At 66.6% G+C, this 21899-nt stretch carries 19 protein-coding genes; 11 read left to right on the top strand and 8 right to left on the bottom strand.

Going from position 1 to position 21899, the window contains the following annotated elements; all coding sequences use genetic code 11:
- Positions 1–73: 73 nt before the first annotated feature.
- Positions 74–1009 (bottom strand): TIGR03571 family LLM class oxidoreductase, encoded by a 936-nt coding sequence (locus G5A07_RS10380; protein WP_019337847.1) that lies wholly within the window; start codon positions 1007–1009, stop codon positions 74–76.
- A gap of 66 nt (positions 1010–1075) precedes the next feature.
- Between G5A07_RS10380 and G5A07_RS10375 the strand changes: the two genes are divergently transcribed.
- The 5 genes from G5A07_RS10375 (at position 1076) to G5A07_RS10355 (ending at position 5188) form a co-directional block, all read left to right on the top strand.
- Entirely contained in the window at positions 1076–1525 is a 450-nt protein-coding gene (locus G5A07_RS10375; RefSeq protein WP_019337848.1) for a GNAT family N-acetyltransferase, read from the top strand.
- Positions 1526–1644: 119 nt separating this feature from the next.
- A complete protein-coding gene (locus tag G5A07_RS10370; protein ID WP_100445964.1) occupies positions 1645–3165 on the top strand; it encodes a thioredoxin family protein in 1521 nt (506 codons plus the stop codon).
- Between the two features lie 486 nt (positions 3166–3651).
- Positions 3652–4281 carry a superoxide dismutase gene (locus tag G5A07_RS10365; RefSeq protein ID WP_049455090.1) on the top strand — a complete coding sequence of 210 codons (630 nt, stop codon included), beginning with the start codon at positions 3652–3654 and terminating at the stop codon, positions 4279–4281.
- On the top strand, positions 4278–4856 hold the full coding sequence (locus tag G5A07_RS10360; protein ID WP_049455089.1) for a flavin reductase family protein: 579 nt from the start codon (positions 4278–4280) through the stop codon (positions 4854–4856). Before G5A07_RS10365 ends, G5A07_RS10360 begins: the two co-directional genes overlap by 4 nt.
- Positions 4853–5188, top strand: coding sequence for a hypothetical protein (locus G5A07_RS10355; RefSeq protein ID WP_019336271.1), 336 nt, complete (start codon positions 4853–4855; stop codon positions 5186–5188). Before G5A07_RS10360 ends, G5A07_RS10355 begins: the two co-directional genes overlap by 4 nt.
- 5 nt (positions 5189–5193) lie before the next feature.
- Here G5A07_RS10355 and G5A07_RS10350 read toward each other — a convergent pair whose 3' ends face one another.
- Entirely contained in the window at positions 5194–6342 is a 1149-nt protein-coding gene (locus G5A07_RS10350) for an acyl-CoA desaturase (protein WP_005413710.1), read from the bottom strand.
- A gap of 11 nt (positions 6343–6353) precedes the next feature.
- Positions 6354–7424, bottom strand: a complete 1071-nt coding sequence (locus G5A07_RS10345; protein ID WP_191863286.1) for a ferredoxin reductase — start codon at positions 7422–7424, stop codon at positions 6354–6356.
- Between the two features lie 92 nt (positions 7425–7516).
- On the opposite strand from G5A07_RS10345, the gene fabR reads away from it, so the two are divergent.
- From fabR to G5A07_RS10330, 3 genes are all read left to right on the top strand, one after another.
- Positions 7517–8173: an HTH-type transcriptional repressor FabR gene (fabR, locus tag G5A07_RS10340; RefSeq protein ID WP_005409961.1), complete on the top strand. Its 657-nt coding sequence runs from the start codon at positions 7517–7519 to the stop codon at positions 8171–8173.
- 230 nt (positions 8174–8403) lie between these two features.
- Complete coding sequence (locus tag G5A07_RS10335; protein WP_191863285.1) at positions 8404–10563, top strand: TonB-dependent receptor; 2160 nt, start codon at positions 8404–8406, stop codon at positions 10561–10563.
- Complete coding sequence (locus G5A07_RS10330) at positions 10553–11101, top strand: thioredoxin-like domain-containing protein (protein WP_191863284.1); 549 nt, start codon at positions 10553–10555, stop codon at positions 11099–11101. The genes G5A07_RS10335 and G5A07_RS10330 overlap by 11 nt, the downstream gene beginning before the upstream one ends.
- 114 nt (positions 11102–11215) lie before the next feature.
- Here G5A07_RS10330 and mntR read toward each other — a convergent pair whose 3' ends face one another.
- Positions 11216–11686 (bottom strand): manganese-binding transcriptional regulator MntR, encoded by a 471-nt coding sequence (mntR, locus tag G5A07_RS10325; protein WP_006372477.1) that lies wholly within the window; start codon positions 11684–11686, stop codon positions 11216–11218.
- 117 nt (positions 11687–11803) lie between these two features.
- Between mntR and G5A07_RS10320 the strand changes: the two genes are divergently transcribed.
- The gene (locus G5A07_RS10320; RefSeq protein WP_191863283.1) at positions 11804–13135 is read left to right on the top strand and encodes an Nramp family divalent metal transporter; all 1332 of its coding nucleotides are present in this window, start codon (positions 11804–11806) and stop codon (positions 13133–13135) included.
- 119 nt (positions 13136–13254) lie between these two features.
- Here the strand turns inward: G5A07_RS10320 and G5A07_RS10315 are convergent, their stop codons facing one another.
- From G5A07_RS10315 to G5A07_RS10300, 4 genes are all read right to left on the bottom strand, one after another.
- Complete coding sequence (locus G5A07_RS10315; RefSeq protein WP_109815119.1) at positions 13255–13581, bottom strand: thioredoxin family protein; 327 nt, start codon at positions 13579–13581, stop codon at positions 13255–13257.
- Positions 13553–14020, bottom strand: coding sequence for a flavodoxin (locus G5A07_RS10310; protein ID WP_191863282.1), 468 nt, complete (start codon positions 14018–14020; stop codon positions 13553–13555). The genes G5A07_RS10315 and G5A07_RS10310 overlap by 29 nt, the downstream gene beginning before the upstream one ends.
- Before the next feature lie 25 nt (positions 14021–14045).
- Positions 14046–15086 carry a ribonucleotide-diphosphate reductase subunit beta gene (locus G5A07_RS10305; protein ID WP_010485189.1) on the bottom strand — a complete coding sequence of 347 codons (1041 nt, stop codon included), beginning with the start codon at positions 15084–15086 and terminating at the stop codon, positions 14046–14048.
- Between the two features lie 99 nt (positions 15087–15185).
- A complete protein-coding gene (locus G5A07_RS10300; protein WP_010485187.1) occupies positions 15186–17549 on the bottom strand; it encodes a ribonucleoside-diphosphate reductase subunit alpha in 2364 nt (787 codons plus the stop codon).
- Between the two features lie 431 nt (positions 17550–17980).
- On the opposite strand from G5A07_RS10300, the gene G5A07_RS10295 reads away from it, so the two are divergent.
- Together G5A07_RS10295 and G5A07_RS10290 are read left to right on the top strand one after the other, a co-directional pair.
- A complete protein-coding gene (locus G5A07_RS10295) occupies positions 17981–18958 on the top strand; it encodes a zinc-binding dehydrogenase (protein WP_191863281.1) in 978 nt (325 codons plus the stop codon).
- A gap of 231 nt (positions 18959–19189) precedes the next feature.
- Positions 19190–21817 carry a TonB-dependent receptor gene (locus G5A07_RS10290; RefSeq protein ID WP_191863280.1) on the top strand — a complete coding sequence of 876 codons (2628 nt, stop codon included), beginning with the start codon at positions 19190–19192 and terminating at the stop codon, positions 21815–21817.
- Positions 21818–21899: the final 82 nt, after the last annotated feature.

The following is a 21899-nucleotide window of genomic DNA, read 5'->3' as shown; positions in this document are numbered from 1 at the left end:
CATACAGCGTAGGAGCCGGGAGGAACATACAAGCCGTGCTCGACTGCTGGAGCGTGTCCACCAAGGTGGACACCTACCGGAGCGTGTATGGCAGAACGTGCTCCCCGATCTCACGCAGCACCGCGTGCATCGGCCTCCCGTTGTCGACCAGGTTGAACATCACGTGCCCCACGCCCTGCGCATGCACGCGCAGCAGGTAATCACGCAGGCCATCGCGGCCGACCTTCAGGCCCAGCGGCAGCGGCTCGGCTGGCGCCTGCGGGTCTGCCTGCAGATCCAGAAGCATCGACTGCACGAATGGCTTGCCTGGCCCACCGCGCTGCACCAGTGCCTGTTGCCACAGCCCGATGCGTCCTTCCTGCGCGGCCTCCTCGCGGTGATAGGTGGCCCAGCCTTCGGCCTCGCGCGCGATCCACTGCAGGCTCTGCCGCGCGGTACCCACCACCAGCATCGGAATGCGCGTGACCGGGGCCGGCAGCACGTCGAAGCCGCCGGTCACCTGCAGTACGGCGGTCCGCTCATCGGCCTCCGGTGACAGCGCCGCGCGCAACAATGCCCAGCGTTGACGGAACGTCGCCGCCCTGCCCTCCAGATCCTCGCCGAAGGCGGCGAATTCTTCCGGGCGGTCACCCGAACCCAGGCCCAGTACGAAGCGTCCGCCGCTGATCCGGTCCAGGCTCAAGGCAGACTTTGCCACCTGCAGCGGCTGGCGCAATGGCAGCACGACGGCCGCGCTGCCGACCACGATGCGCTCGGTCGCCGCAGCCAGCATGCCCAGCCACAGGAACGGATCGTCCAGCGCGCTGGCTGTCGCATCTGGCCCCTGCGGCACCATCAGCGGCACATCGCGCGTCCACAACGCGGCAAAGCCCAGGTCATCGGCCAGTCGCGCGATACGTCGCGCCTCACGTGGATCGGCCAATCCATGCGACGCCACGGGCGTCATCAGGCCCAGGCTCAGACCCTGCTGCGGAAACAAGGCAGCGTACGCGGGATTGAAATCACTCATGCCGCCAGCTTAGCGTGCAGGCCTGCGGCAACGATGACGCGCCGCCCACCACTGGAAGAACACTGCATGCCGAGGATCCGCCCTGCCCACGTCGATGACCTGCCCGCGATCAGCGCGGTGTGCCTGGCTGCATTCACTGCGGCGGTCGCACCTTCGCTCAGCGCCGCCGGCATCGCCACCTTCGGCAATATCGCCGCAGCCGAAGCATTCGGTACGCGCCTGCAGGGCGACAACCACATCCTGGTGGCCGAGCAGGACGGCCGCGTCGTCGGCGTGATCGAACTGAAGGAAGGCCGGCACCTGGCGATGCTGTTCGTCGATCCCGGCTACCAGGGCCAGGGCATCGGCCATGCTTTGTTCGACGCGGTGCTGCCGAAGGTGCGCGAGCCGGTCCTGACCGTGCGCGCCTCACTCAATGCAGTACCAACCTACCTGCGCTACGGCTTCACGCTGGACGGTGACGTCGGCGAGTTCAATGGGCTGGTGTATCAGCAGATGGTGCGGGCAGCGGCCTGAAGGCATCCGCCGGCCAATGCCTGGCGGGCGTCATGCCCTGCAGCACGCCCGTCATAAGCAAACTGAATCAGCAGGCTCCCCGGCCGTTCCTACAATGGCCTGTCACCCTGCCCTTCGAGATGCTGCCGATGCGCGTCGCGCTTTCCGTGTTGCTGCTGGCTTCGGCGCTGAGCGCCTGCACCCCGGCCCCGGTTTCCACCGCCAACTCCGCCGAGGTGCCCGCGCCGGCCAAGGCAATCGCCTGGCGCCAGGGCGATGTCGATGATGCCTTCGCCGAGGCCGCCGACAGCGGCAAGCCGGTGCTGCTGTACTGGGGCGCCGTCTGGTGCCCACCGTGCAACCAGCTCAAGGCGGGCCTGTTCAAGGACCCGGCCTTCATCGCGCTGACCAGCAAATTCGTTCCCGTCTACCTGGATGGCGACGAGGAAGGTGCGCAAGCCTGGGGTGAGCGCTTCGGCGTACGCGGCTATCCGACCCTGATCGTGCTGGACCCACAGCGCAACGAAATCACCCGCGTGGCCGGCGGCAATGATGCCACCGAACTGACCCGGGCACTGACCGTCGCCGCAGGCCGCCGCAGTGCTGTTGCCGCCACCTTGGCCACCGCGTTGGCAACGCCGGACCGACTGGCCGCAGAAGACTGGCAGGTGCTGGGTGACTACGGCTGGGAAGTGGACGCCAACCGACTGGCCGGCGAACGCAGGAGCCAGGATGTGCTGCGCCAGTTGTCCAAGGCCGCACCCGACGCTGCCCTCCAGCGCCGCTTCGCCCTGCTGGCCTTGGCAACGGCCGAAAAGCCCGATGCCTCGCCCACCGAAGTACGCGAGCTGCTGCAGGCCGTGCTGGCGCAACCGGCGGAAGTACGCCGCAACCGTGAGTTGCTGGGCTATGCAGGCGTGCAGCTGGTCAAGCAGGCCAGTGCCGGGCCGGCCACCAGCAACACGCTGGGACAGCAGCTGCTGGTCGCACTGGAGCGCGCAGATGCCGAGCGCGGCGACCGCGCCGACGACGCGTTGTCGCGTGCGCTGACCGAAGTATCGCTGGCCCGCCAGCAGCAGCCGAAGGGCGCACTGCCCGTGGCCCTGGTTGATCGGGTCAAGCAGCGCGTGGCTGCTGCCGACGCTGCCGCCACCGATGCGCATGCGCGCCAGGCCACGATCAGCAGCGCGGTCTACGCACTGCGCCAGGTCGGTGACGACGCAGGCGCCGAGTCGCTGTTGCTGGCTGAGCTGAAGCGCAGCGAACAGCCGTACTACTACATGCCCGAGCTGGCCGAACTGGCCGAGCAGCGCGGCGACACCGCCGGTGCGCTGGAGTGGTTGAAGCGTGCCTACGACGGTGCGCAGGGCCCGGCCACCCGCGTGCAGTGGGGCGTGCTGTACGTGGAGGGCCTGCTGAAGCTGGCGCCGGACGACGCACCACGCATCGAGCAGGCCACCGCCTCGCTGATCGCCGAACTGGAAGCGCAGCCTTCCGGTTACCACCAGCGTACCCGCCAGCGTTTCGAACGCCTGGCAGGACAGTTGAAGACGTGGAGCGGCAAGCACCAGGGCGCGGAGACGCTGGCGCGGCTGCAGCAGAGGATGCAGCAGGCGTGCGGCGATCAGGTAGATGGCGCGTGCAAGGATTGGTTGAGTTGAGTTGATGAAAACGCTGGCGGCTGGTTCGCATGCCGGCGCTTTTGTTGATATCGGTTGTGGCGGGGGGAGGGGCTGTCCGGGACACGCCGTAAACCCATCCCTGGGGGCTCGATGGCGCCATCCATGGCGCCAACGGTCCCAGCCAGCCCCTCCCCCCGCCACCGGACAGTTTCCTGCGAGCGCGGGCAGCACATCAGCGCGCCGGTGAGGTTCGAAAAGCGGGTTCTCGTAGTGCCGGCCGCTGGCCGCCAACCCGACCTTCGCTGATTGCCGGCCAGTGGCCGGCACTACCACGTCGCTCTGCCTCTTGCCTTTGACTCCGTTTCCACGCCGCCGCAGGGAACTGTCCTGCAGAGGTTGACGGGGGAATCAAAGCGGCGAACGCGCGCGCATCCCAATCCCGCCCCTTGACCTCAACCAATGTTGAGGTGCGATAACAGTCTCCCCACGGCCAGCCCTCTGGCCTTCCCCACGGAGATTGCTTCGATGTCGTACTCGCTTCCCCCGCTTCCCTATGCCTATGACGCCCTCGAGCCGCACTTCGATGCGCGCACGATGGAGATCCACCACAGCAAGCACCACCAGACCTACGTCAACAACCTCAACACCGCCATCGAGCAGGCCGGCATCGCCGAGCAGCCGGTCGAGGCGCTGATCGCCAACCTCGATGCCGTGCCCGAAGCGCAGCGCGGCGCCATCCGCAACAACGGCGGTGGCCACGCCAACCACAGCCTGTTCTGGACCGTGCTCAGCACCAACGGTGGTGCACCCGATGATGAACTGGCCGCCGCCATCAACCGCGATCTCGGCGGTTTCGATGCCTTCAAGGATGCGTTCACCAAGGCTGCGCAGACCCGCTTCGGCAGCGGCTGGGCCTGGCTGACCAGCGATCGCGATGGCCGCCTGCAGGTGGAAAGCAGCGCCAACCAGGACAGCCCGCTGATGGGTGCGGCCGTGGGCCTGTCCGGCAACACCCCGATCCTCGCACTGGATGTCTGGGAACACGCCTACTACCTGCACTACCAGAACCGTCGCCCGGACTACATCGGTGCGTTCTTCAACATCATCAACTGGGCCGAGGTCGGCCGGCGCTACCGCCAGGCCAGGGCCTCATGAGCGGCGAAACGCTGCCGTACGCCGGGCCGTGGGCGGGGGTTTTCCCCGCCCCGGCCCCGGTGCCGTCGGTCGAGATGCCGCCGCGGGCCCTGCGGCGGCTGCTCGGCCACTTTCCTACCGGCGTGGCCATCGTCTGCGCGCGCGATGCGCAGGGCAAACCCATCGGCCTGACCATCAATTCGTTCGTGCCGGTGTCATTGCAGCCGCCACTGGTGCTGTGGAACCTGGCGTTGCATGCACAGAGCCTGTCCACCTTCCAGCGCGCCACCCGCTTTGCGATCAGCGTGCTGGCGGCCGACCAGGAAGCGCTGGCCCGGCGCTTTGCCGATCCGCAGGTCCGCAACCGCTTCGACGGCCTGGCATTGCTGGATGATGACGAGGATGCCCCACCACGCATCGCCGGTGCGGTCGCCCACCTCACCTGTACCCGCCACGCACAGTGGCCGGTGGGTGATCATCTGCTGCTGGCTGGCCGCATCATCGAAGTGCACGAGAACGGCGGCGCGCCGCTGCTGTTCCATCGTGGCCGCTTCCAGCCCGGCCCCACCGAACTGCTGGTGGAGGTGCGCGGATGAACATCGAAGCCCTGGAATGCATGCTTGCCAACGGCAAGGACGGCGCGCTGCTGCGCTTCGGCCTGGGCAAGGGTTGGCTGGATGCGGGGAACCCGGTGCGCGCGGCCACCCATCTGGGCCGGTGCGTGGTGCTTGATCCGCAGTATTCCGCGGCGTGGAAGCTGCTGGGCAAAGCCTGGCTGGCCAGTGGCCAGCCGCTGGCGGCGCGCGAAGCATGGCAACGCGGCTTGAGCGTGGCCGGCAGCAAGGGTGACCAGCAGGCACACAAGGAAATGCAGGTGTTCCTGCGCCGCCTGGACCGCGAACAGGCGGCCCTGGCGAAGGCGGGCTGAGTCGATCAGCCCGCGTTGGCCGATGCCGGTGCGGACATGATGTCCGACATCGGCAGGCGGCGCGGCTTGCTCGGGAATGCGTGACGCAGGATGCGCCAGACCACCTGGCCGAACTGGCGCGGCAGCGAGCCGTTGTTGTAGTGCTGGCCGTAACGGCGGCAGATGTCCTTCACTTCCTTGGCGATGGCCGCATAGCGGTTGGCCGGCAGGTCCGGATAGAAGTGGTGCTCGATCTGATGGCTGAGGTTGCCCGACAGCACATTGATCAGGAAGCCGCCGCTGATGTTGGACGAACCGCGCAGCTGACGCAGGTACCAGTGGCCGCGCGATTCATTGCGCAGGCATTCCTTCGGGAAGGTTTCCGATTCGGCGGTGAAGTGGCCGCAGAAGATGATCACGTAGGTCCAGATGTTGCGCAGGCCGTTGGCCACCATGTTGCCCAGCATCACGGTGAGGAAGAACGGGCCAGCCAGCAGCGGGAAGAACACGTAGTCCTTCAGCACCTGGCGGGCCATCTTTCGCGCCACCGGGCGGGTCTGCATCCACATCGCACGGCCGCTGATGCGACCTTTCAGCCAACGACCCAGGCGCAGGTCCTGCGCGGCCACGCCCCACTGGAACAGCAGCGCGAAGATCGGCGCGATGATCGGCTGCAGCAGGTAGAACGGCTTCCAGCGCTGTTCCGGGAAGATGCGCAGCAGGCCGTAGCCGATGTCATCGTCCATGCCACGCACGTTGGTGTAGGTGTGGTGGCGGAAATTGTGGGTCTTGCGCCAGTTGTCGGCGGTGGCAACGATATCCCACTCGTAGGTGTTGCCATTGAGCTTGGGGTCGCCGGTCCAGTCGAACTGGCCGTGCATGACGTTGTGGCCCAGCTCCATGTTCTCCAGGATCTTCGACAGCGCCAGCAACAGCGTGCCGGTGATCGCGGCCGGCCACAGCAGCGGCATCCAGAACAGCGGCGAGAATGCCGCCAGGAACAGCAGGCCACGGCCACCCACGCCGAACCAGCGCACGGCGGCAGCCACGCGGCGGATGTAGCGGGTATCGGAGGCGCCGAGGCTGCCGATCACACGGTCGCGGATCGCATCGAGCTCCTCACCGAAGGCATGCATCTCGGCGGTGCTCAGGGCACGGTCGGTAGCGCGGGTCATGGCAGGCGTCCTCAGAGATCCAGGGTCAGGTCGGTGGTCGGTGCGCTCACGCAGATCCGCACCGGCTGTGCCGACTCGGACTGCAGGTCGCCGGTGCGCAGGTGGCGGGTGGCGCCACTGACGCGGTCACAGCTGCAGCTGTTGCAGATACCCATGCGGCAGCCGTGCTTGGGCTTGATGCCATGGGCTTCGAGGCTTTCCAGCAGCGAGCGGCCACGCGGCACGCTCAGCTGGCGGCCACTGCGCGCAAGCGTCAGCGACACCTCTCCTTCGCTGCTGGCATCGCGCAGTGGCGCCGGCGGGGTGAAGGCTTCGGCCTGGAAGCCAGCCACCTGGTGCGCCAGGCGTTCACGCGCAGCGGCAACGAATCCACCCGGACCGCAGGCCAACACATGGCGCTGCGCCAGCGGCGTGTCATCGCCGGCCACCTGCAGATCATGGGTATCGATGCGCGCGGCCGGCGCCTCACCCTCGCGGGTGGTCAGCAGATGCACGCGCAGGTTCGGATGTGCCGCGGCCAGCGCCTGCAGTTCATCACGGAACTGCAGATGGGCGGCGGTGCGCTCCCAATAGAACAGGTCCACCGGTGCTGCCAGCGGGCGCTGGCAGGCGTCGCGCAACAGGCTGCGCATCGGCGTGACGCCACTGCCGGCAGCCAGCAGCAGCACCGGCGCCGCGGCCGGCATATGGAACTCGCCGAAGGCGGCATCGAGGCGGAACAGTTCGCCCGGCTGTGCATGGTTTACCAGATGCTGGCTGACCCGGCCGCCATCGATCGCCTTGACGGTGATCGCCAGCTCGCGCCGACCCAGTGCGGTAGGGCTGTAGCTGCGCTGCCACAGGCGCCCCTCAATCTCGACGCTCAGGGTGACGTGCTGGCCGGCGCGCATGCCGGCCCAGTGCCGGTTGGTGCGCAGGACCAGGGTCGCCGCGCCCTCGCCGGCCGGCTCGCGCCGGACCAGTCGGGCCACCGGCTCGCGCAGGGTCCACAGGGGATTGAGCTGGCCCGCCCAGAAATCGAACAGCGACGGCGAGACCCAGCGGTACGGAGAGAACAGGGACGGACGGACGACAGCGCTCATGGGCGCACTATACGGGCGCACATACACCTGTGTATACATGTGTATATTGAACCGGATTGGGTATGATTCAGCCTCGCCCCACCGGAACCCCCATGGCCGCCGCCACCGCCTTGTCGACGCCTGAAGATGCCAACAGCCCGGCCCGCCGTACGGTGAGCCGCGAGGATCTGCTGGCCGCCGCCCTGAAGCTGATCGGGCCGCACCGCAGCCTGTCCACGCTCAGCCTGCGCGAAGTGGCACGCGAGGCCGGCATTGCGCCGAACAGCTTCTACCGGCAGTTCCGCGACATGGACGAACTGGCCGTGGCGCTGATCGACGCGGCCGGCCGCTCGCTGCGCACCATCATCGGCGAGGCCCGCCAGCGCGCCACGTCTACCGCCACCAGCGTGGTGCGCGTTTCCGTGGAGACCTTCATGGAACAGCTGCGCGCCGACGACAAGCTGCTGCACGTGCTGCTGCGCGAAGGCGCGGTCGGCTCGGACGACTTCAAGCATGCGGTCGAACGCGAACTGCACTATTTCGAAGAAGAGCTGCAGCACGACCTGGTGCGCCTGGCTGCACTGGACGGCGCCGTGCTGCATGCCCCCGAGCTGGTGGCCAAGGCCATCACCCGGCTGGTGTTCGCGATGGGTGCCACCGCCATGGACCTGCCGCCGGAGAAGGATCCGGAACTGGTCGAACAGATCTCCACGATGATCCGCATGATCATCGTCGGCGCCCGGACCCCCGCCGCATTCCGCCGCGGCTGACGATCCGACCGCGCCTACACGGCAACTCCATCCTATGGACATGACCACCGGCAGGGGTGTGGTCGCATTATGTAATGTTATAACGCTCGCATGATCTGGCTCGACTGGTGCCCCACGCGCAATGGCCTCGGCCTCGTTATATAGCACTTGCTATATTAATAAGCCTCTGCTTTCATGTGCGTCAGCCAGGTCGCCCTCGCCGCCTTTCTTCTCCCAAGGACGACGCCCTCATGCCCGTTGCCACGCCCCTCTTCCATCGGCTGCCCCTGGCCGCCGCCATTGCCCTGATCCTGCCGCTGCCTGCACTGGCCGCCACCTCGAAGCCGACCGAGCTGGACCGCGTGCAGGTCAAGGTCAGCACCGCCACCCGCAGCGAACGCCTGCTATCCGATGTCCCGATCCGCACCGAAGTGCTGCGCAAGGAAGACATCGCGCTGCGCGCGGCCACCGACTTCTCGCGCGCCGCCGAGCTGATCAACGGCCTGCGCGTGGAAAGCAACTGCCAGAACTGCAACACCAGCGAAGTGCAGCTGCTGGGCCTGCCCGGTGCCTACAACCAGCTGCTGTTCGATGGCATCCCGCTGTTGTCCACGCTGGGCAGCGTCTATGGCCTGGAGCAGATTCCGGCCGGGTTCGTCGACCGCATCGAAGTGGTCAAGGGCGGCGGCTCGGCGCTGTACGGCCCAGGTGCGGTGGCCGGTGTGATCAACCTGATTCCGCCGCTGCCGGCGCGCAGCGGTGGCCATGTGCAGGCCGGCGTGGATGTCCTGAAGGGCACACCGCAGAAGAATGCCGACGTGCGCCTGGACCTGGTGGCGAAAGATGCCGACGCCGGGCTTTCAGTGATTGCCCAGCGCAACTGGAACAGCGGCATCGACTACAACGATGACGGCTACACCGAGATCACCCGCAAGAACCTCAAGGTCGGCGGGCTGCAGGCCTGGTACGCGCCCACGCCGGGCACGCGGCTGCGCCTGGACCTGCAGGTGACCGATGAAACCCGGCGTGGCGGCAATCGACTGGATCAGCCCGAATACCTGGCCAACATCGCCGAATCGCTGGATACGAAATACCGGCGCGGCAGCGTGTCGTGGGATCAGGAAATCAATGCCGACGCCGATTTCCGCCTGGCCTACGCCTTCGCCGACATCGACCGCGACAGTTTCTACGGCGGTCTTGGCGACGTGGTTACCGATCCGTCTGCCCCCGGCCATGACCCGTCGCAGCTGGATCCCAACGTGGCCGGCAGCGCGGCCTCGCGTTCGTGGCGCCAATACGGCCGCACCCACAACCCGCTGCACTACATCGACAGCCAGTTGAACTGGCGCCTGGGCGCGCACGCGCTGGCCTTCGGCGTGCAGTACAAGCACGAGGCGCTGCGCGACGACAACCGCACCGGTGACGGGCAGCGCCTGGCGGTGCTGGAAGATGCGACCTTCCACAACCTGGGCGCCTTCATCCAGGACGAGTGGAGCCTGCGCGACAACGTCGACCTGGTACTGGGCGCACGCGTGGACAAGAGCTCGGAGCTGGACAGCGCGGTGTTCTCGCCGCGCATCGCCCTGGCCTGGCAGGCCACGCCCAACCTGAAATGGCGAGCCGGCATCGCCACCGGCTTCCGTGCACCGGAGATCTTCGTCGAGGACGTGCACGTCGATACGCTGGGTGGCGAGCAGGTGCGCGTGCGCAACACCGATGGCCTGAAGGAAGAGCGCGCGTTGACCACTCTGTTCGGCTTCGACTGGCGCTCGGACCCGGCCAATCCAGTGTGGAGCTGGGATGCTACCGCCTCCTATGCACGCATCCGCGACACCTTCGCGCTGGGCGAGATCCAGCGCGGCGATGACGGACAACTGAGCCAGCTGCGCTACAACGCCTCCGGCTCCAACGTGCTGGGGGCGGAAACCAACCTCGGCTGGCAGCCGTCGCCGCAGTGGCGCCTGACCGCCGGTGCCTCGTGGTACCGCTCGCGCTTCCGCGAACCGCAGCGCATCTTCGACGACACCGGCGACGGTGGCGACACCATCATCGAAAGCCGCGACTACCTGAAGACCCCGCGCTGGACCGGCCTGGCGCAGCTCAGCTGGATGCCCGCCGAGCCGTGGGAAACTTTCGTCGCGCTGCGCCATACCGGGCCGATGTCAGTGCTGAACAACCGGTTGGGCGAGCTGCACCGTACGCGTTCCTTCCTGGTCACCGATCTTGGTGCTCGCTGGCACCGCCATCTGGGCGCGCAGGCGCAGCAGGAAGTGTCGGTGGCCGCGGGTGTCAAGAACGTGTTCGATCAGCGCCAGAAAGATCTGGAAGTGGGCGCGCTGCGTGACAGCGACTATGTCTACGGGCCGCGCTTCGCGCGTTCGTGGTACGTCAACCTGCGCTATGCGTTCTGAAGCTCTGCGAGCGTTGTTGCTGGCCTGTGCCGTGCTGCTGGCCGCACCGGCGATGGCTGCGGACCTGCACGCGCAGGTCTCGGCCTCGCTGATGCGGCCGGAACAGCGCTCGCTGCGACCGATGCAATGGACACAGCCGCCGAAACTGGTGGCGCTGTACTTCGGTGCCGACTGGTGTGCACCGTGCCATGCCTTCGTACCCACGCTGCGCAGCGTACGTGATGCCCTGCGCCAAGCCGGAGCCGCTACCGAAGTGGTGTACGTCAGCCAGGATGAGAGCGAGAGCGCGCTGCGCCGCTACATGCACGCGCAGGACATGCCGTGGCCGGTGCTTGACCCGCGCCGCGCTGCGCGCATGCCGGCCCTGCAGGCATTGGCCGGGCTGGCACCGCCGAATCTGGTACTGATCGATGCCGACGGCACGGTGCTGGCCAATGGCTGGCAAGGCCGGCGTTACCAAGGCCTGCAGCCGGTGTTGAAGGAATGGACGAAACGGGCGTGCGCGCAGGAACAGGCCCGCTGCCCGCCTGACCTGTAGCGTCGAGCCATGCTCGACGCATTCCATCACCGTGCAAACGGCAGCCGAGCATGGCTCGGCTCTACAAAAACCGGGATCGCGCGAACGGCCGCCGGGCATGGCCCGGCGCTACCGTTACGGCGCCTCGCCCTCGGCCTTGCGCACGAACGCCTCGAACAGCGCCAGCGTCTGCTCGCTCACATGGTGCTCGATACCCTCCGCATCACGCCGTGCCGTATCAGGGTCCACGCCCAGCGCCAGCAGGAAACGCTCCACGGTCTGGTGCCGCTGGCGGCTGGCATGGGCCAGCGCCTCGCCTTCCGGGGTCAGGAACACGCCGCGGTACGGCCGCTGCACCACCCAGCCATCGCGGGCCAGGCGCCGCAGCATCTTCGCCACGGTGGGCTGGGCCACGCCCAGGCGGGTGGCGATGTCGACCTGGCGGGCCTCGCCGCCGTCGGCCAGCAGGTCCGAGATCAGCTCGACATAGTCCTCCACCAGCTCCATCCGGTGCGCTTCGCGCACTTGCCGGAAGCTCTCGACCTGGCGCTCAGCCTCGATCAAGGGGGTGCTTTTCAGCGATGTCGAATCGTCGGTCTTGCCCACGCCTGCGCCTGTCCTTCCGGTCTACTCCGGGTTTGAAACTGAATTCTGGACCAGTAACGCGATAAAGACGATTGTTTCACATTGCTAATGACTATAGCAGGAGCTATATTCGGACCCATGAACACCCTGGCGCCCCACGACCCTTCGGCCTCCACCCCGGCCAGCCTGGGCGCGCTCAACGCCTCGGTAGCGGTGCCCGACAAGGGTCACTGGTGGTTCCGTCTGTTGGCCTTCCTCGGCCCGGGCTACATGATCTCGGTCGGCTACATGGACCCGGGCAACTGGGCCACCGACCTCGCCGGCGGTTCGCGCTTCGGCTACCTGCTGCTGTCGGTCATCCTCATATCCAACCTGATGGCGGTGATCCTGCAGGCACTGTCGGCGCGGCTGGGCATCGCCACCGGCATGGACCTGGCGCAAGCCTGCCGCGCGCGGTACCCGAAGCCGGTGAACCTGGCGCTGTGGGTGCTGTGCGAGGCAGCGATCATCGCCTGCGACCTGGCCGAGGTGATCGGCACCGCGATCGCGCTGAAACTGCTGTTCGACCTGCCGCTGCTGTGGGGCGCGGTGATCACCGCCCTGGACACGCTGCTGGTACTGCTGCTGATGAACCGCGGCTTCCGTGCGCTGGAGGCCTTCGTGATCGCGCTGCTGATGGTGATCTTCGGCTGCTTCATGGTGCAGATCGCGCTGGCCGCACCGCCGGTGATGGACGTGCTGGGTGGGTTCATTCCGCGCGCGCAGGTAGTGACTGATCCGCACGCGCTGTACATCGCCATCGGCATCATTGGTGCCACGGTGATGCCACACAATCTGTACCTGCATTCGTCCATCGTGCAGACCCGCGCCTACCCGCGCACCGACGAGGGCCGTCGCAGCGCGCTGCGCTGGGCGGTCACTGACAGCACCCTCGCGCTGACCCTGGCACTGTTCATCAACGCCAGCATCCTGATCCTGGCGGCGGCGGTGTTCCATGCCAATGGCCGTTTCGATGTGGAAGACATCGAGCAGGCGCACCAGCTGCTGGCGCCGATGCTGGGCGTGGGCGCGGCGGCGACACTGTTTGCGATTGCCCTGCTGGCCTCGGGCCTGAATTCAACAGTGACCGCCACGCTGGCCGGCCAGATCGTGATGGAAGGCTTCCTGCATCTGCGCCTGCCGCCGTGGCTGCGGCGGCTGATCACGCGCGCACTGGCAATCATTCCAGTGGTGGTGGTGATCATGCTGTTCGGCGACCAGGGCGCGGTAAAGCTGCTGGTGCTGAGCCAGGTGGTGCTGTCGATGCAGCTGCCGTTCGCGATCATCCCACTGGTGCGGATCGTGACCGACAAGGTGACGATGGGCGCGTTGGTAGCCCCGCGCTGGCTGGGCGCGATCGCCTGGGTGATCGCGCTGGTGATCGTGGTGCTGAACGTGAAGCTGCTGGTGGATACCTTCAGCGGCGGGTGACGCCAAATGCGCGGCCCCTGCCCCGGTAGATCCACGCCATGCGTGGATGCCCTTGTAGAGTGGAGCCATGCACGACTCATCGCACACCGCACGAACGGCAGCCGAGCATGGGCTCGGCTCTACAAATGCAACGCGATCGCGGCCTCGATCTGCTGCGGTGACTGGAACCCGGCCAGGCGCGTGCGCTCATCACCGTCACGGAACAGGCACAGCGTCGGGGTCTGCCGGAGTCCCAGCTCCCTGAAGAACGCCTCACCCAGCACTTCCAGCTGCACGCGCAGCAGGGTCGTACCCTGCCCCGCCACGCTGTTGGCCACGCGATGCAACGACACCTCCAGCATCCGGCACCCCGGGCACTGGTCCTTGTGGAAATCCACCAGCACCCGCGGATGTTCGGCCAGCAGCTGCTGGAACTGCTCAGGCGTGGTGGCGTCGATGATCTGCATCGGTGTTGCTCCAGTAATGGGCCAGGACCGCATCGGTCCAGGCATCGATGGCCCCGGCATGGCGTTGGCCATGCGGCATCTGTTCGATCTCCAGCGGCGGATAGTCGCTGCGGAAATAGCGGATCAGGCGGTGCACGGCGCCGCAGTAGTACTCCTGCCCCCACTGCGTTTCGCCGGTGCCGAACACCGCCAGCTGCCGTGGCCGCTCGCCGCGCTCGGCGATGCCGGCCACCCATGCCTTCATCTCCGCCGGCGTGCGGCCGGCGTTGTCGGTCCAGCAGCCCAGCAGCACCAGGTCGGCCTCATCGGTCGCCAGCGGCGGTGCCTGGCGCAGGTCGTCGGCCTCCTGCCAGTGCACCGCATGACCGGCAGCGCGGCAGCGTTCGGCAATCTGCCGGCCGAGTTCGCGGGTGTTGCCGCTCAAGGAGGCGACCACCATCAGGATGCGCAGCGCGGCGACAGGCTCAGAGATCGTCGAAGCCGTTGTCGACGTTGGTCTTCTTGTAACTTGCATTGCGCATCTCGAAGAAGTCGGTCTTGGTCTCGGTGAAGTTGTCGGCGTAGGCCTTGATCCACGGCATCACGTTGTCGGTGGTGTCGCTGTACAGGCGCTCGATGCCGAGCATGCCGGCCATCTTGTTGGCGCGGTATTTCACGTAGCGCACCATCTCGTCCACGTCGATGCCATCGATGCCATCCAGCACCTCCGACGACCACTGCGTCTCAAGCTCGATGGCATGTTCGAATGACTGGTGCACATAGGCGGTCAACTCATTGGTCTGCAGCTCGGGGTTTTCACCGATGATGGCGCGGATCAGCTCGCTGATGAACTTGGTATGGGCCAGCTCGTCGCGATTGATGAAGCTGATGATCTTGCCGGTGCCGTTCATGCGGTTCTGCCGCACCATGTTGTAGAAGTAGGCGAAACCGGAATAGAAGTTGATGCCTTCCAGGATCGAGGACTGGATCAGCGACTTGAGCAGGGTCTCGGCGGTCTTCTCGCGCATGAAGTCGTCATACGCGCTCATGATCGGGGCATTGCGCTTGATGATGGTCGGGTGGGTGCGGGCGATCTCGAAGATGCGGTTCTGGTTCGGCAGGTCGGTGATCGAGGCCAGTACGTAGCTGTAGCTCTCGTTATGGATCACTTCCTGCTGGCCGATGATCGCCGCATTGGCATGCGCGGCCGGGTCAGTGATGTACTCGGCGACGTTGTAGATGAAACGGGTCTGCGGTGAGTCGAGCGTGGCCAGCAGGCCGATGATCGAATCGTAGGCGTTCTTTTCGCGTGCGTTGAGCTCGCCGTACTGGCGGGCATCGAGCTTCATGTCGACCTCGTCGGGAATCCAGAAGTTGGTCGACAGCTCCTTGTAGGCCCGATAGAAGGACGGATACGGGATATCGTTCCAGTTGAGGATGCCGCTCGTACGGCCGTTGATGATGCCGGTGCTGCGGTTGGGATGGCGCGGTTCGAGGATCTTGATGCGGTCGAGGGGGGTTGCCATGGTGTTACCTGCAGGGGGTAGCGCCGGGCCATGCCCGGCGGAATGTGCGACGGCCGCGCGATGCGCTCGCCGGGCGTGGCCCGGCGCTACCGTGGATGGTCAGCTGGAGCACCATTCGCATTCGCTGATGTCGATGTCGTTGGAGCGCACGTAGTAGGTGGTCTTCAGGCCTTCGCGCCAGGCGCTCAGGTGCAGCTCCAGCAGGGTGCTCGCGCGGATCGTGCTCGGCACATACAGGTTGAAGCTGATCGACTGGTCGACATGGCGCTGGCGGCGGGCGTTCTGGCGCACGCTGGCGAACTGGTCGACCTTGTAGGCACCCTTCTCATAGTACGGCCAGGTTTCCAGCGACAGGCCCGGGGCCGCCACCGGCCGCCGGAAGTCCTTCTTTTCCTCGTAGTAGAACGCGCTGTAGATCGGATCGATCGACGCGGTGGAACCGGCAATCTGCGCGGTGCTCATGTTCGGCGCGACGGCCAGCAGCCAGCCGTTACGCAGGCCGTGCGTGGCGACCTCGCGGGCCAGGCTGTCCCACGCGGCCCCGCTGTAGTCGCGGTCACGGAAGTAACGCCCGTTGTGCCAGTCGCTGCCCGCGAACATCGGGTAGCTGCCCTTCTCCTTCGCCAGCTGCGCGCTGGCCTGGATGGTCAGGAAGTTGATGCGCTCGTAGAGACGGTCGGCCAGATCCTCGGCATCCGGTGATTCCCACTGGATCGCCTGTTGCGCCAGCAGGTGGTGCCAACCGAACGTGCCCAGGCCGATGGCGCGGTACTTGCGGTTGGTGATGGTGGCCTGCGGCACCGGCAGCGCGTTGAGGTCAATCACGTTGTCGAGCATGCGCACCTGGATCGGGATCAGGCGCTCCAGCACGTCGGTGGCCAGCAGGTCATCCGGCGCACTGATTGCCCGGCCGAGGTTGATCGAGGACAGGTTGCAGACCACGAAGTCACCGGCGCGGCGCGTGGTGACGATCTGGTCGCCGCTGACGATCTCCTGGATCATCCGCGTCGGACTCATGTTCTGCAGGATCTCGGTGCACAGGTTGCTGGAATAGATCATGCCCGCGTGCTTGTTCGGATTCCGGCGATTGACCTCGTCGCGGTAGAACAGGAACGGGTTGCCGGTCTCCAGCTGGCTGAGCATTATCCGCTTGAACAGATCGATCGCCTTCACCGTGCGGCGGCTGATGCGCTCGTCGGCCACCAGTTCGGCATAGCGGTCGCGGAAGCTGCCCGCACCGCGCGTCTCATCGTAGAAGTCCTGCAGGTACCAGCCCTTGGCCTGCTTCACCTCGTGCGGGTCGAACAGGTACCAGTCGGCGCGGCGCTCGACCGCTTCCATGAACAGGTCGGGCACGCACACCGAAGTGAACACATCGTGCGCGCGCAGGCGCTGGTCGCCGTTGTTGAGGCGCAGGTCCATGAACGCTTCGATGTCGCGGTGCCAGATGTCCAGGTACACCGCCACCGCGCCCTTGCGCTGGCCAAGCTGGTCGACCGACACCGCGGTGTTGTTGAGCTGCTTGATCCACGGCACCACGCCGCCGGAGGAATTGGCCACGCCCCGGATCGGCGCGCCGCTGCTGCGCACATAGCCCAGGTAGGCGCCGACGCCGCCACCGTGCTTGGACACGCGGGCGATATCGGTGTTGGAGTCATAGATGCCCTGCAGGCTGTCGTCCACCGTGTCGATGAAGCAGCTGGACAGCTGCCCACCCACCTTGCCGGCATTGGCCAGGGTCGGTGTGGCGACGGTCATGTACAGGTTGGACAGCGCCCAGTACGCCTCGCCGACCAGCTGCATGCGGCGTTCGCGCGGCTTTTCCTCCTGCATCAGGTACAGCGCGATGGTCAGCCAGCGCTCCTGCGGCAGTTCGTAGACCTCGCGGCTGCGGTCGCTGGCCAGATAGCGCGTGGCCAGCAGGTACAGGCCGTTGTAGGCGAACAGGCGGTCGCGCTCCGGGTCGATCATCTCGCCGGCCTGCTGCAGCTCTTCCTTCGAATAGCAGCGCAGGATGTCGTTGCTGTAGATGCCGCGGTCAGCCAGGCTTTCCTGCAGGCCCACATACGAACCGTACTTCAGGCCGACGTCGTAGAAGCGGTTGCGGCTGGCGCGCTTGTACAGGCGGCGCAGGTAGATGCGCGCGGCAAACTGTTCCCACTCGGGTGCAACCAGGTCCACCCGCGATTCGGCCTCGCGGATCAGCAGATCGACCAGGTCGTCGGCGCTGATGCTCGGTTTGCGCTCGACCATCGCCTGCACCACGCGGCGATAGTCGCTCACGTCCAGCTGCGGGAACTCGGCATGCACGGCGTCGATGCTGCGCTGCAGGCGCTCGGCCTCGAACGGCAGGCGGCGGTTGCCGGCCTCCTTGGTGATCCAGGTCGGCACGCGCTCGCCACCGGCGCGCAAGGCGTCGCCGGCGCCGGCCAGATCGGCCACGCGGAAGGTACTGTCGGTCATGGTGGTGAAACTCCAGGCTCGCACGCGCGTTGGCGGTCGATGCCATGGCGGCCCTGAACGCGATACCGGCGCACGGGGCGAACGGGTGGATTGCCAGGGCACGGGAACGTAGGTCGTCGGCATCTGCCTGCGCCTGCGGCCGGTATCCGGGCCGTGGGGGCGACCTGCGTCCGCACGATGGCGGCCGCGTCGACACGGCAAGCCTTCAGGGGCGGGCCGCGGGACGTTTGCTGCATGTCCGGCGGCGGCGGCTGACCGGGAGTGACGGCCACAACATAGTGGGGATATCCCGAACCGTCAACACAAGATGCGGTAATCAGCACATGTCGCGACGATCAGTCGCAGGATGCCGTGTTGCAGCTGCGGCGCCTTGTCGACAGCCCCTGCGTCCCCAGTTCGGTACAACATCCACTTTCCCCGGAACACCACCCATGCGCGCTGCCCAGTACCCCTCCTTCGGCAACCCGGCCGACGTCCTTGCCATTGCCGATGCGCCGCTGCCCGAGCCCGGCCCCGGCGAGGTGCGCATCCGCACCGTGCTGGCCTCGATCCACAACCACGATCTGCTGACCGTGCGCGGCCTCTACGGCTACAAGCCGACCCTGCCGGCGATCGGTGGCAGTGAAGCGCTGGGCGTGGTCGATGCACTCGGCGATGGTGTCGACGGCCTGCAGATCGGCCAGCGCGTCGCCGCAGCCTCGGTACACGGTACCTGGGCCGAGGCCTTCATCGCGCCGGCACGCATGGTGATTCCGATGCCGGAGGCGATCCCCGACGAAATGGCCGCGCAGCTGATCGCCATGCCGCTGAGCGCGCTGATGCTGCTGGAGTTCCTGCACGTCGAGGCGGGCCAGTGGATCGTGCAGAACACCGCCAACGGCGCGGTGGGCAAGTCGCTGGCGATGCTGGCGCGGGCGCGTGGCGTGCATGTAGCCAACCTGGTGCGCAATGCGGATGCCGTCGCACAGTTGCAGGCCCTGGGTATCGATCATGTGTTCGACACCTCGGTGGACGGCTGGAAGGATCGCGTTCGTGAAGCGACCGGCGAAGCACAGGCGGCGGCCGCCGTGGATTCCATCGGCGGCGACGCCAGCGGTGACCTGGTCGACCTGCTCGGCCACAACGGCACGCTGGTGTCGTTCGGCGTGATGAGCGGCGAACCGATGCGCATCCCGGCCGGCGGCCTGATCTACAAGGAAGCGACGGTGAAGGGCTTCTGGGGCAGCAAGGTCAGCCAGGCGATGGCGGTGGAGGACAAGCGCCGGCTGGTTGGCGAACTGCTGAAGCGTGCGGCTGGCGGCGAGCTGACCTTGCCGGTGGAGAAGATCTTCGCGCTGGACGACATCGCCCAGGCGGCGAAGGCCGGGGCCGGTTCGGGCCGCAACGGCAAGGTGCTGCTGCGGCCTTGATGGGCTGGCATTGCCTTCTGTAGAGCCGAGCCACGCTCGGCTGCTTCCGGTCAGTGCGCGGAGCCGAGCGTAGGCTCGGCTCTACAGCAGCGTGCGCACCAATGCTCTGCACTCCTCGCACCGTTCGTTAAGAACCTGTGATGTATAACTGAATGCGCTTTCGTCATTGGAAGGCGCATGTACCTACATGCGGTACTGACGGCTCCTCCCCCGTTCGGCGTTGTCGCTTCCATGTACCGCACCACCCTGAACCTGCTTGCCGGCGCGATCGCGCTGGGCCTCACCGCCGGCGCTGCCGGTGCCGCTGAATCCGCCGACACCGGCAAGGACAGCACCACCCTCGGCACCGTGCTGGTGACCGGTTCCAACATCAAGCGCAGCGATACCGCCGGGCCCAACCCGGTGCAGATCGTCAGCCGTGAACAGATCGAGCAGACCGGCCGCTCCACCCTCACCGACGTGCTGCGCAACCTGTCGGCCAATGCCGGCAACAGCTTCGACGAGCAGTACACCGGCAGCTTCGCCGCCGGCTCGGCCTCGATCGGCCTGCGTGGCCTGTCGCCGAAGAACACACTGGTGCTGGTCAACGGCTACCGCGTGTCCAACTTCGGCTTCGCGCTCAATACCCAGGACACCTTCGTCGACCTCAACGCGCTGCCGATCAGCGCGGTGGAACGCATCGAAGTGCTGAAGGACGGCGCCTCGGCGGTGTATGGCTCCGACGCCATCGCCGGTGTCATCAACATCATCCTGCGCAAGAACTTCCAGGGCGTGGAAGTCGGCGGCGGCTTCGGTACCGCCACCCAGGGCGGCCTGGACGAACGCAAGGCCAACCTGCTGGCCGGCTTCGGCGACCTGGAGCAGCAGGGCTGGAACGTGCTGTTCGGGCTGGACCTGCTCAAGCGTGATCGCCTCGACGCCGACCAGCGCGCCTATACCCGCAGCGGCGATTTCCGCGACAAGCCCGGCGGACGCCTGGCCGGCTGGTCCACCGCCGGTGGCAATTGGCTGTCCAACCCGCGCGCGCCGCAACCGTTCGCCAACTGCCCGGATGGCAGTCAGCTGCGTCCCTACAGCGATTTCGGCAGCACCCTGCCCGGCCAGGCCTGCGCCTTCAACGCGCAGCCGTTCAAGACCCTGCAGCCCGGCGCCGAGCGCCTGCAGGCGTCGTTGAGCGCGACCTACCGCTTCAATGACAGTGTCGAAGCGTTCGCCGACGTGCTGTACAGCCACAACAAAGCCGACCAGATCTTCAGTGCGCCGCTGACCGTTGGCCCTGGCCTGCGTGCCTACAACCCGGCTACCGGCACGCTCATCGACGTGCCGGCGGTGCTGCCGGTCGGCCATCCCAACAACCCGGGCAGCACGCCACTGCCGTTCGAGTACACCTTCTTCGACCTCGGCCCGCGCCTGAAGGACAACACGCAGGTGTTCTACCGTGCCCTGGCGGGCGTGCGCGGCAGCGGCGAACGCTGGGACTGGGAAGTGGCGGCACTGACCTCGCAGAGTGCACAGCGCGAGTACGTCGACAACTTCGTCAATCGCTATGCGTTCGAGCAGATCCTGCGCGAGGGCAGCTACAACTTCCTCAACCCGTCCAGCACGCCGGGCGCGCTGGATGCACTGCGCCTGCAGACCAAGCGTCCGGGCTGGTACAAGCTGCACGCGTTGAACGTGAAGGCCTCCACCTCGCTGTGGGAGATGCCCGCCGGTACGGTCGGCTTTGCCTGGGGTGCGGAGTTCCGCAAGGAATCGCTGGACGCGCGCACCAGTGCGCAGGTGCTGTCGGGCACCGAACTGCGTCCGGCCATCAACGTGGTCAATGGCGAGCGCCAGGTCAGCGCCGCCTATGCCGAACTGAGCGTGCCGCTGCACCGCACGTTGGAGCTGCAGGTGGCCGGTCGCGGCGATCACTACGATGACTTCGGCAAGGCGTTCTCGCCGAAGGTGGCGCTGCGCTGGCAGCCGCTGGACAGCCTGCTGCTGCGCGGCTCGTTCTCGCGCGGCTTCCGCGCACCCTCGCTGCCGGAGATCGCGCCGGGCCAGACCGTCAGCTACGGCTCGGTGATCGATCCGCTGGATCCGCTGCAGCCCGGCGGCAGCCGTGGCGTGACCAACATCCGCACCGGCAACCCGGATCTGAAGGCGGAGCGCTCGCGCAACTTCAACGTGGGTGCAGTGTGGTCGCCGGATGCCGATACCAGCATCGGCCTGGACTGGTACCGCATCGAGCAGGACAACCTGGTCAAGCCAGACAGCGCGCAGTTCATCGTCGACAACCCGACGCTGTTCCCCGGTCGCGTGCAACGTGATGCGCAGGGACGCATCCAGTTCATCACCAACCAGTACGCCAACCAGGGCGAACTGACCACCTCGGGCCTGGACCTGGACGCCAACCGCACCTTCCGCACCGTGGGCTGGGGCACCTTCACCGTGGCCGGCAGCTGGACCCACCTGCTCAGCTTCAAGCAGCCGCTGGTGGCTGGGCAGGCACCGTATGACGGCGCCGGCAACAACCGCCACGGCGCGCTGCCGCGTACCCGCGGCACCACCTCGTTGAACTGGGCGGTGGGCGACTGGAGCAGTACGCTGAGCCTGCAGTACGTGAGTGGCTACGACCAGCGTGTGGCGACGGCAACCAGCAACCCGGGCCTGCGCGACCGCATCAAGCCGTATCACCAGCTGGACCTGTACGTAGCGTACGAAGGTATTCCCAACACCACGCTGTCGCTGTCGGTGCTGAACCTGACCGACAAGGACCCGCCGTTCGACCCCGCCGGTGGCTCCAACGGTTTCGACATCAGCCAGTACAACCTGCGCGGACAGTTCGTCTCGCTGGGCGCTCGTTACAGGTTCTGATTGCCACTGTAGAGCCGAGCCATGCTCGGCTGCTCTTCCGACACCGAGGAGCCGAGCGCGGGCTCGGCTCTACAGGGGGTGC

The sequence above is a fragment of the Stenotrophomonas sp. AS012628 genome (genome assembly GCF_010608305.1).
GTDB classification, from domain to species: domain Bacteria; phylum Pseudomonadota; class Gammaproteobacteria; order Xanthomonadales; family Xanthomonadaceae; genus Stenotrophomonas; species Stenotrophomonas geniculata.
The sequence above is the reverse complement of the archived record's forward strand: the minus strand, read 5'-3'. Positions and strand labels throughout refer to the sequence as shown.

Bases quoted from the DNA above. Each gene is read 5' to 3' on its own strand.
- G5A07_RS10380 (WP_019337847.1), bottom strand. From the start codon at position 1,009: ATGAGTGATTTCAATCCCGCGTACGCTGCCTTGTTTCCGCAGCAGGGT.
- G5A07_RS10375 (WP_019337848.1), top strand. From the start codon at position 1,076: ATGCCGAGGATCCGCCCTGCCCACGTCGATGACCTGCCCGCGATCAGC.
- G5A07_RS10370 (WP_100445964.1), top strand. From the start codon at position 1,645: ATGCTGCCGATGCGCGTCGCGCTTTCCGTGTTGCTGCTGGCTTCGGCG.
- G5A07_RS10365 (WP_049455090.1), top strand. From the start codon at position 3,652: ATGTCGTACTCGCTTCCCCCGCTTCCCTATGCCTATGACGCCCTCGAG.
- G5A07_RS10360 (WP_049455089.1), top strand. From the start codon at position 4,278: ATGAGCGGCGAAACGCTGCCGTACGCCGGGCCGTGGGCGGGGGTTTTC.
- G5A07_RS10355 (WP_019336271.1), top strand. From the start codon at position 4,853: ATGAACATCGAAGCCCTGGAATGCATGCTTGCCAACGGCAAGGACGGC.
- G5A07_RS10350 (WP_005413710.1), bottom strand. From the start codon at position 6,342: ATGACCCGCGCTACCGACCGTGCCCTGAGCACCGCCGAGATGCATGCC.
- G5A07_RS10345 (WP_191863286.1), bottom strand. From the start codon at position 7,424: ATGAGCGCTGTCGTCCGTCCGTCCCTGTTCTCTCCGTACCGCTGGGTC.
- fabR (WP_005409961.1), top strand. From the start codon at position 7,517: ATGGCCGCCGCCACCGCCTTGTCGACGCCTGAAGATGCCAACAGCCCG.
- G5A07_RS10335 (WP_191863285.1), top strand. From the start codon at position 8,404: ATGCCCGTTGCCACGCCCCTCTTCCATCGGCTGCCCCTGGCCGCCGCC.
- G5A07_RS10330 (WP_191863284.1), top strand. From the start codon at position 10,553: ATGCGTTCTGAAGCTCTGCGAGCGTTGTTGCTGGCCTGTGCCGTGCTG.
- G5A07_RS10320 (WP_191863283.1), top strand. From the start codon at position 11,804: ATGAACACCCTGGCGCCCCACGACCCTTCGGCCTCCACCCCGGCCAGC.
- G5A07_RS10315 (WP_109815119.1), bottom strand. From the start codon at position 13,581: ATGCAGATCATCGACGCCACCACGCCTGAGCAGTTCCAGCAGCTGCTG.
- G5A07_RS10310 (WP_191863282.1), bottom strand. From the start codon at position 14,020: ATGGTGGTCGCCTCCTTGAGCGGCAACACCCGCGAACTCGGCCGGCAG.
- G5A07_RS10305 (WP_010485189.1), bottom strand. From the start codon at position 15,086: ATGGCAACCCCCCTCGACCGCATCAAGATCCTCGAACCGCGCCATCCC.
- G5A07_RS10300 (WP_010485187.1), bottom strand. From the start codon at position 17,549: ATGACCGACAGTACCTTCCGCGTGGCCGATCTGGCCGGCGCCGGCGAC.
- G5A07_RS10295 (WP_191863281.1), top strand. From the start codon at position 17,981: ATGCGCGCTGCCCAGTACCCCTCCTTCGGCAACCCGGCCGACGTCCTT.
- G5A07_RS10290 (WP_191863280.1), top strand. From the start codon at position 19,190: ATGTACCGCACCACCCTGAACCTGCTTGCCGGCGCGATCGCGCTGGGC.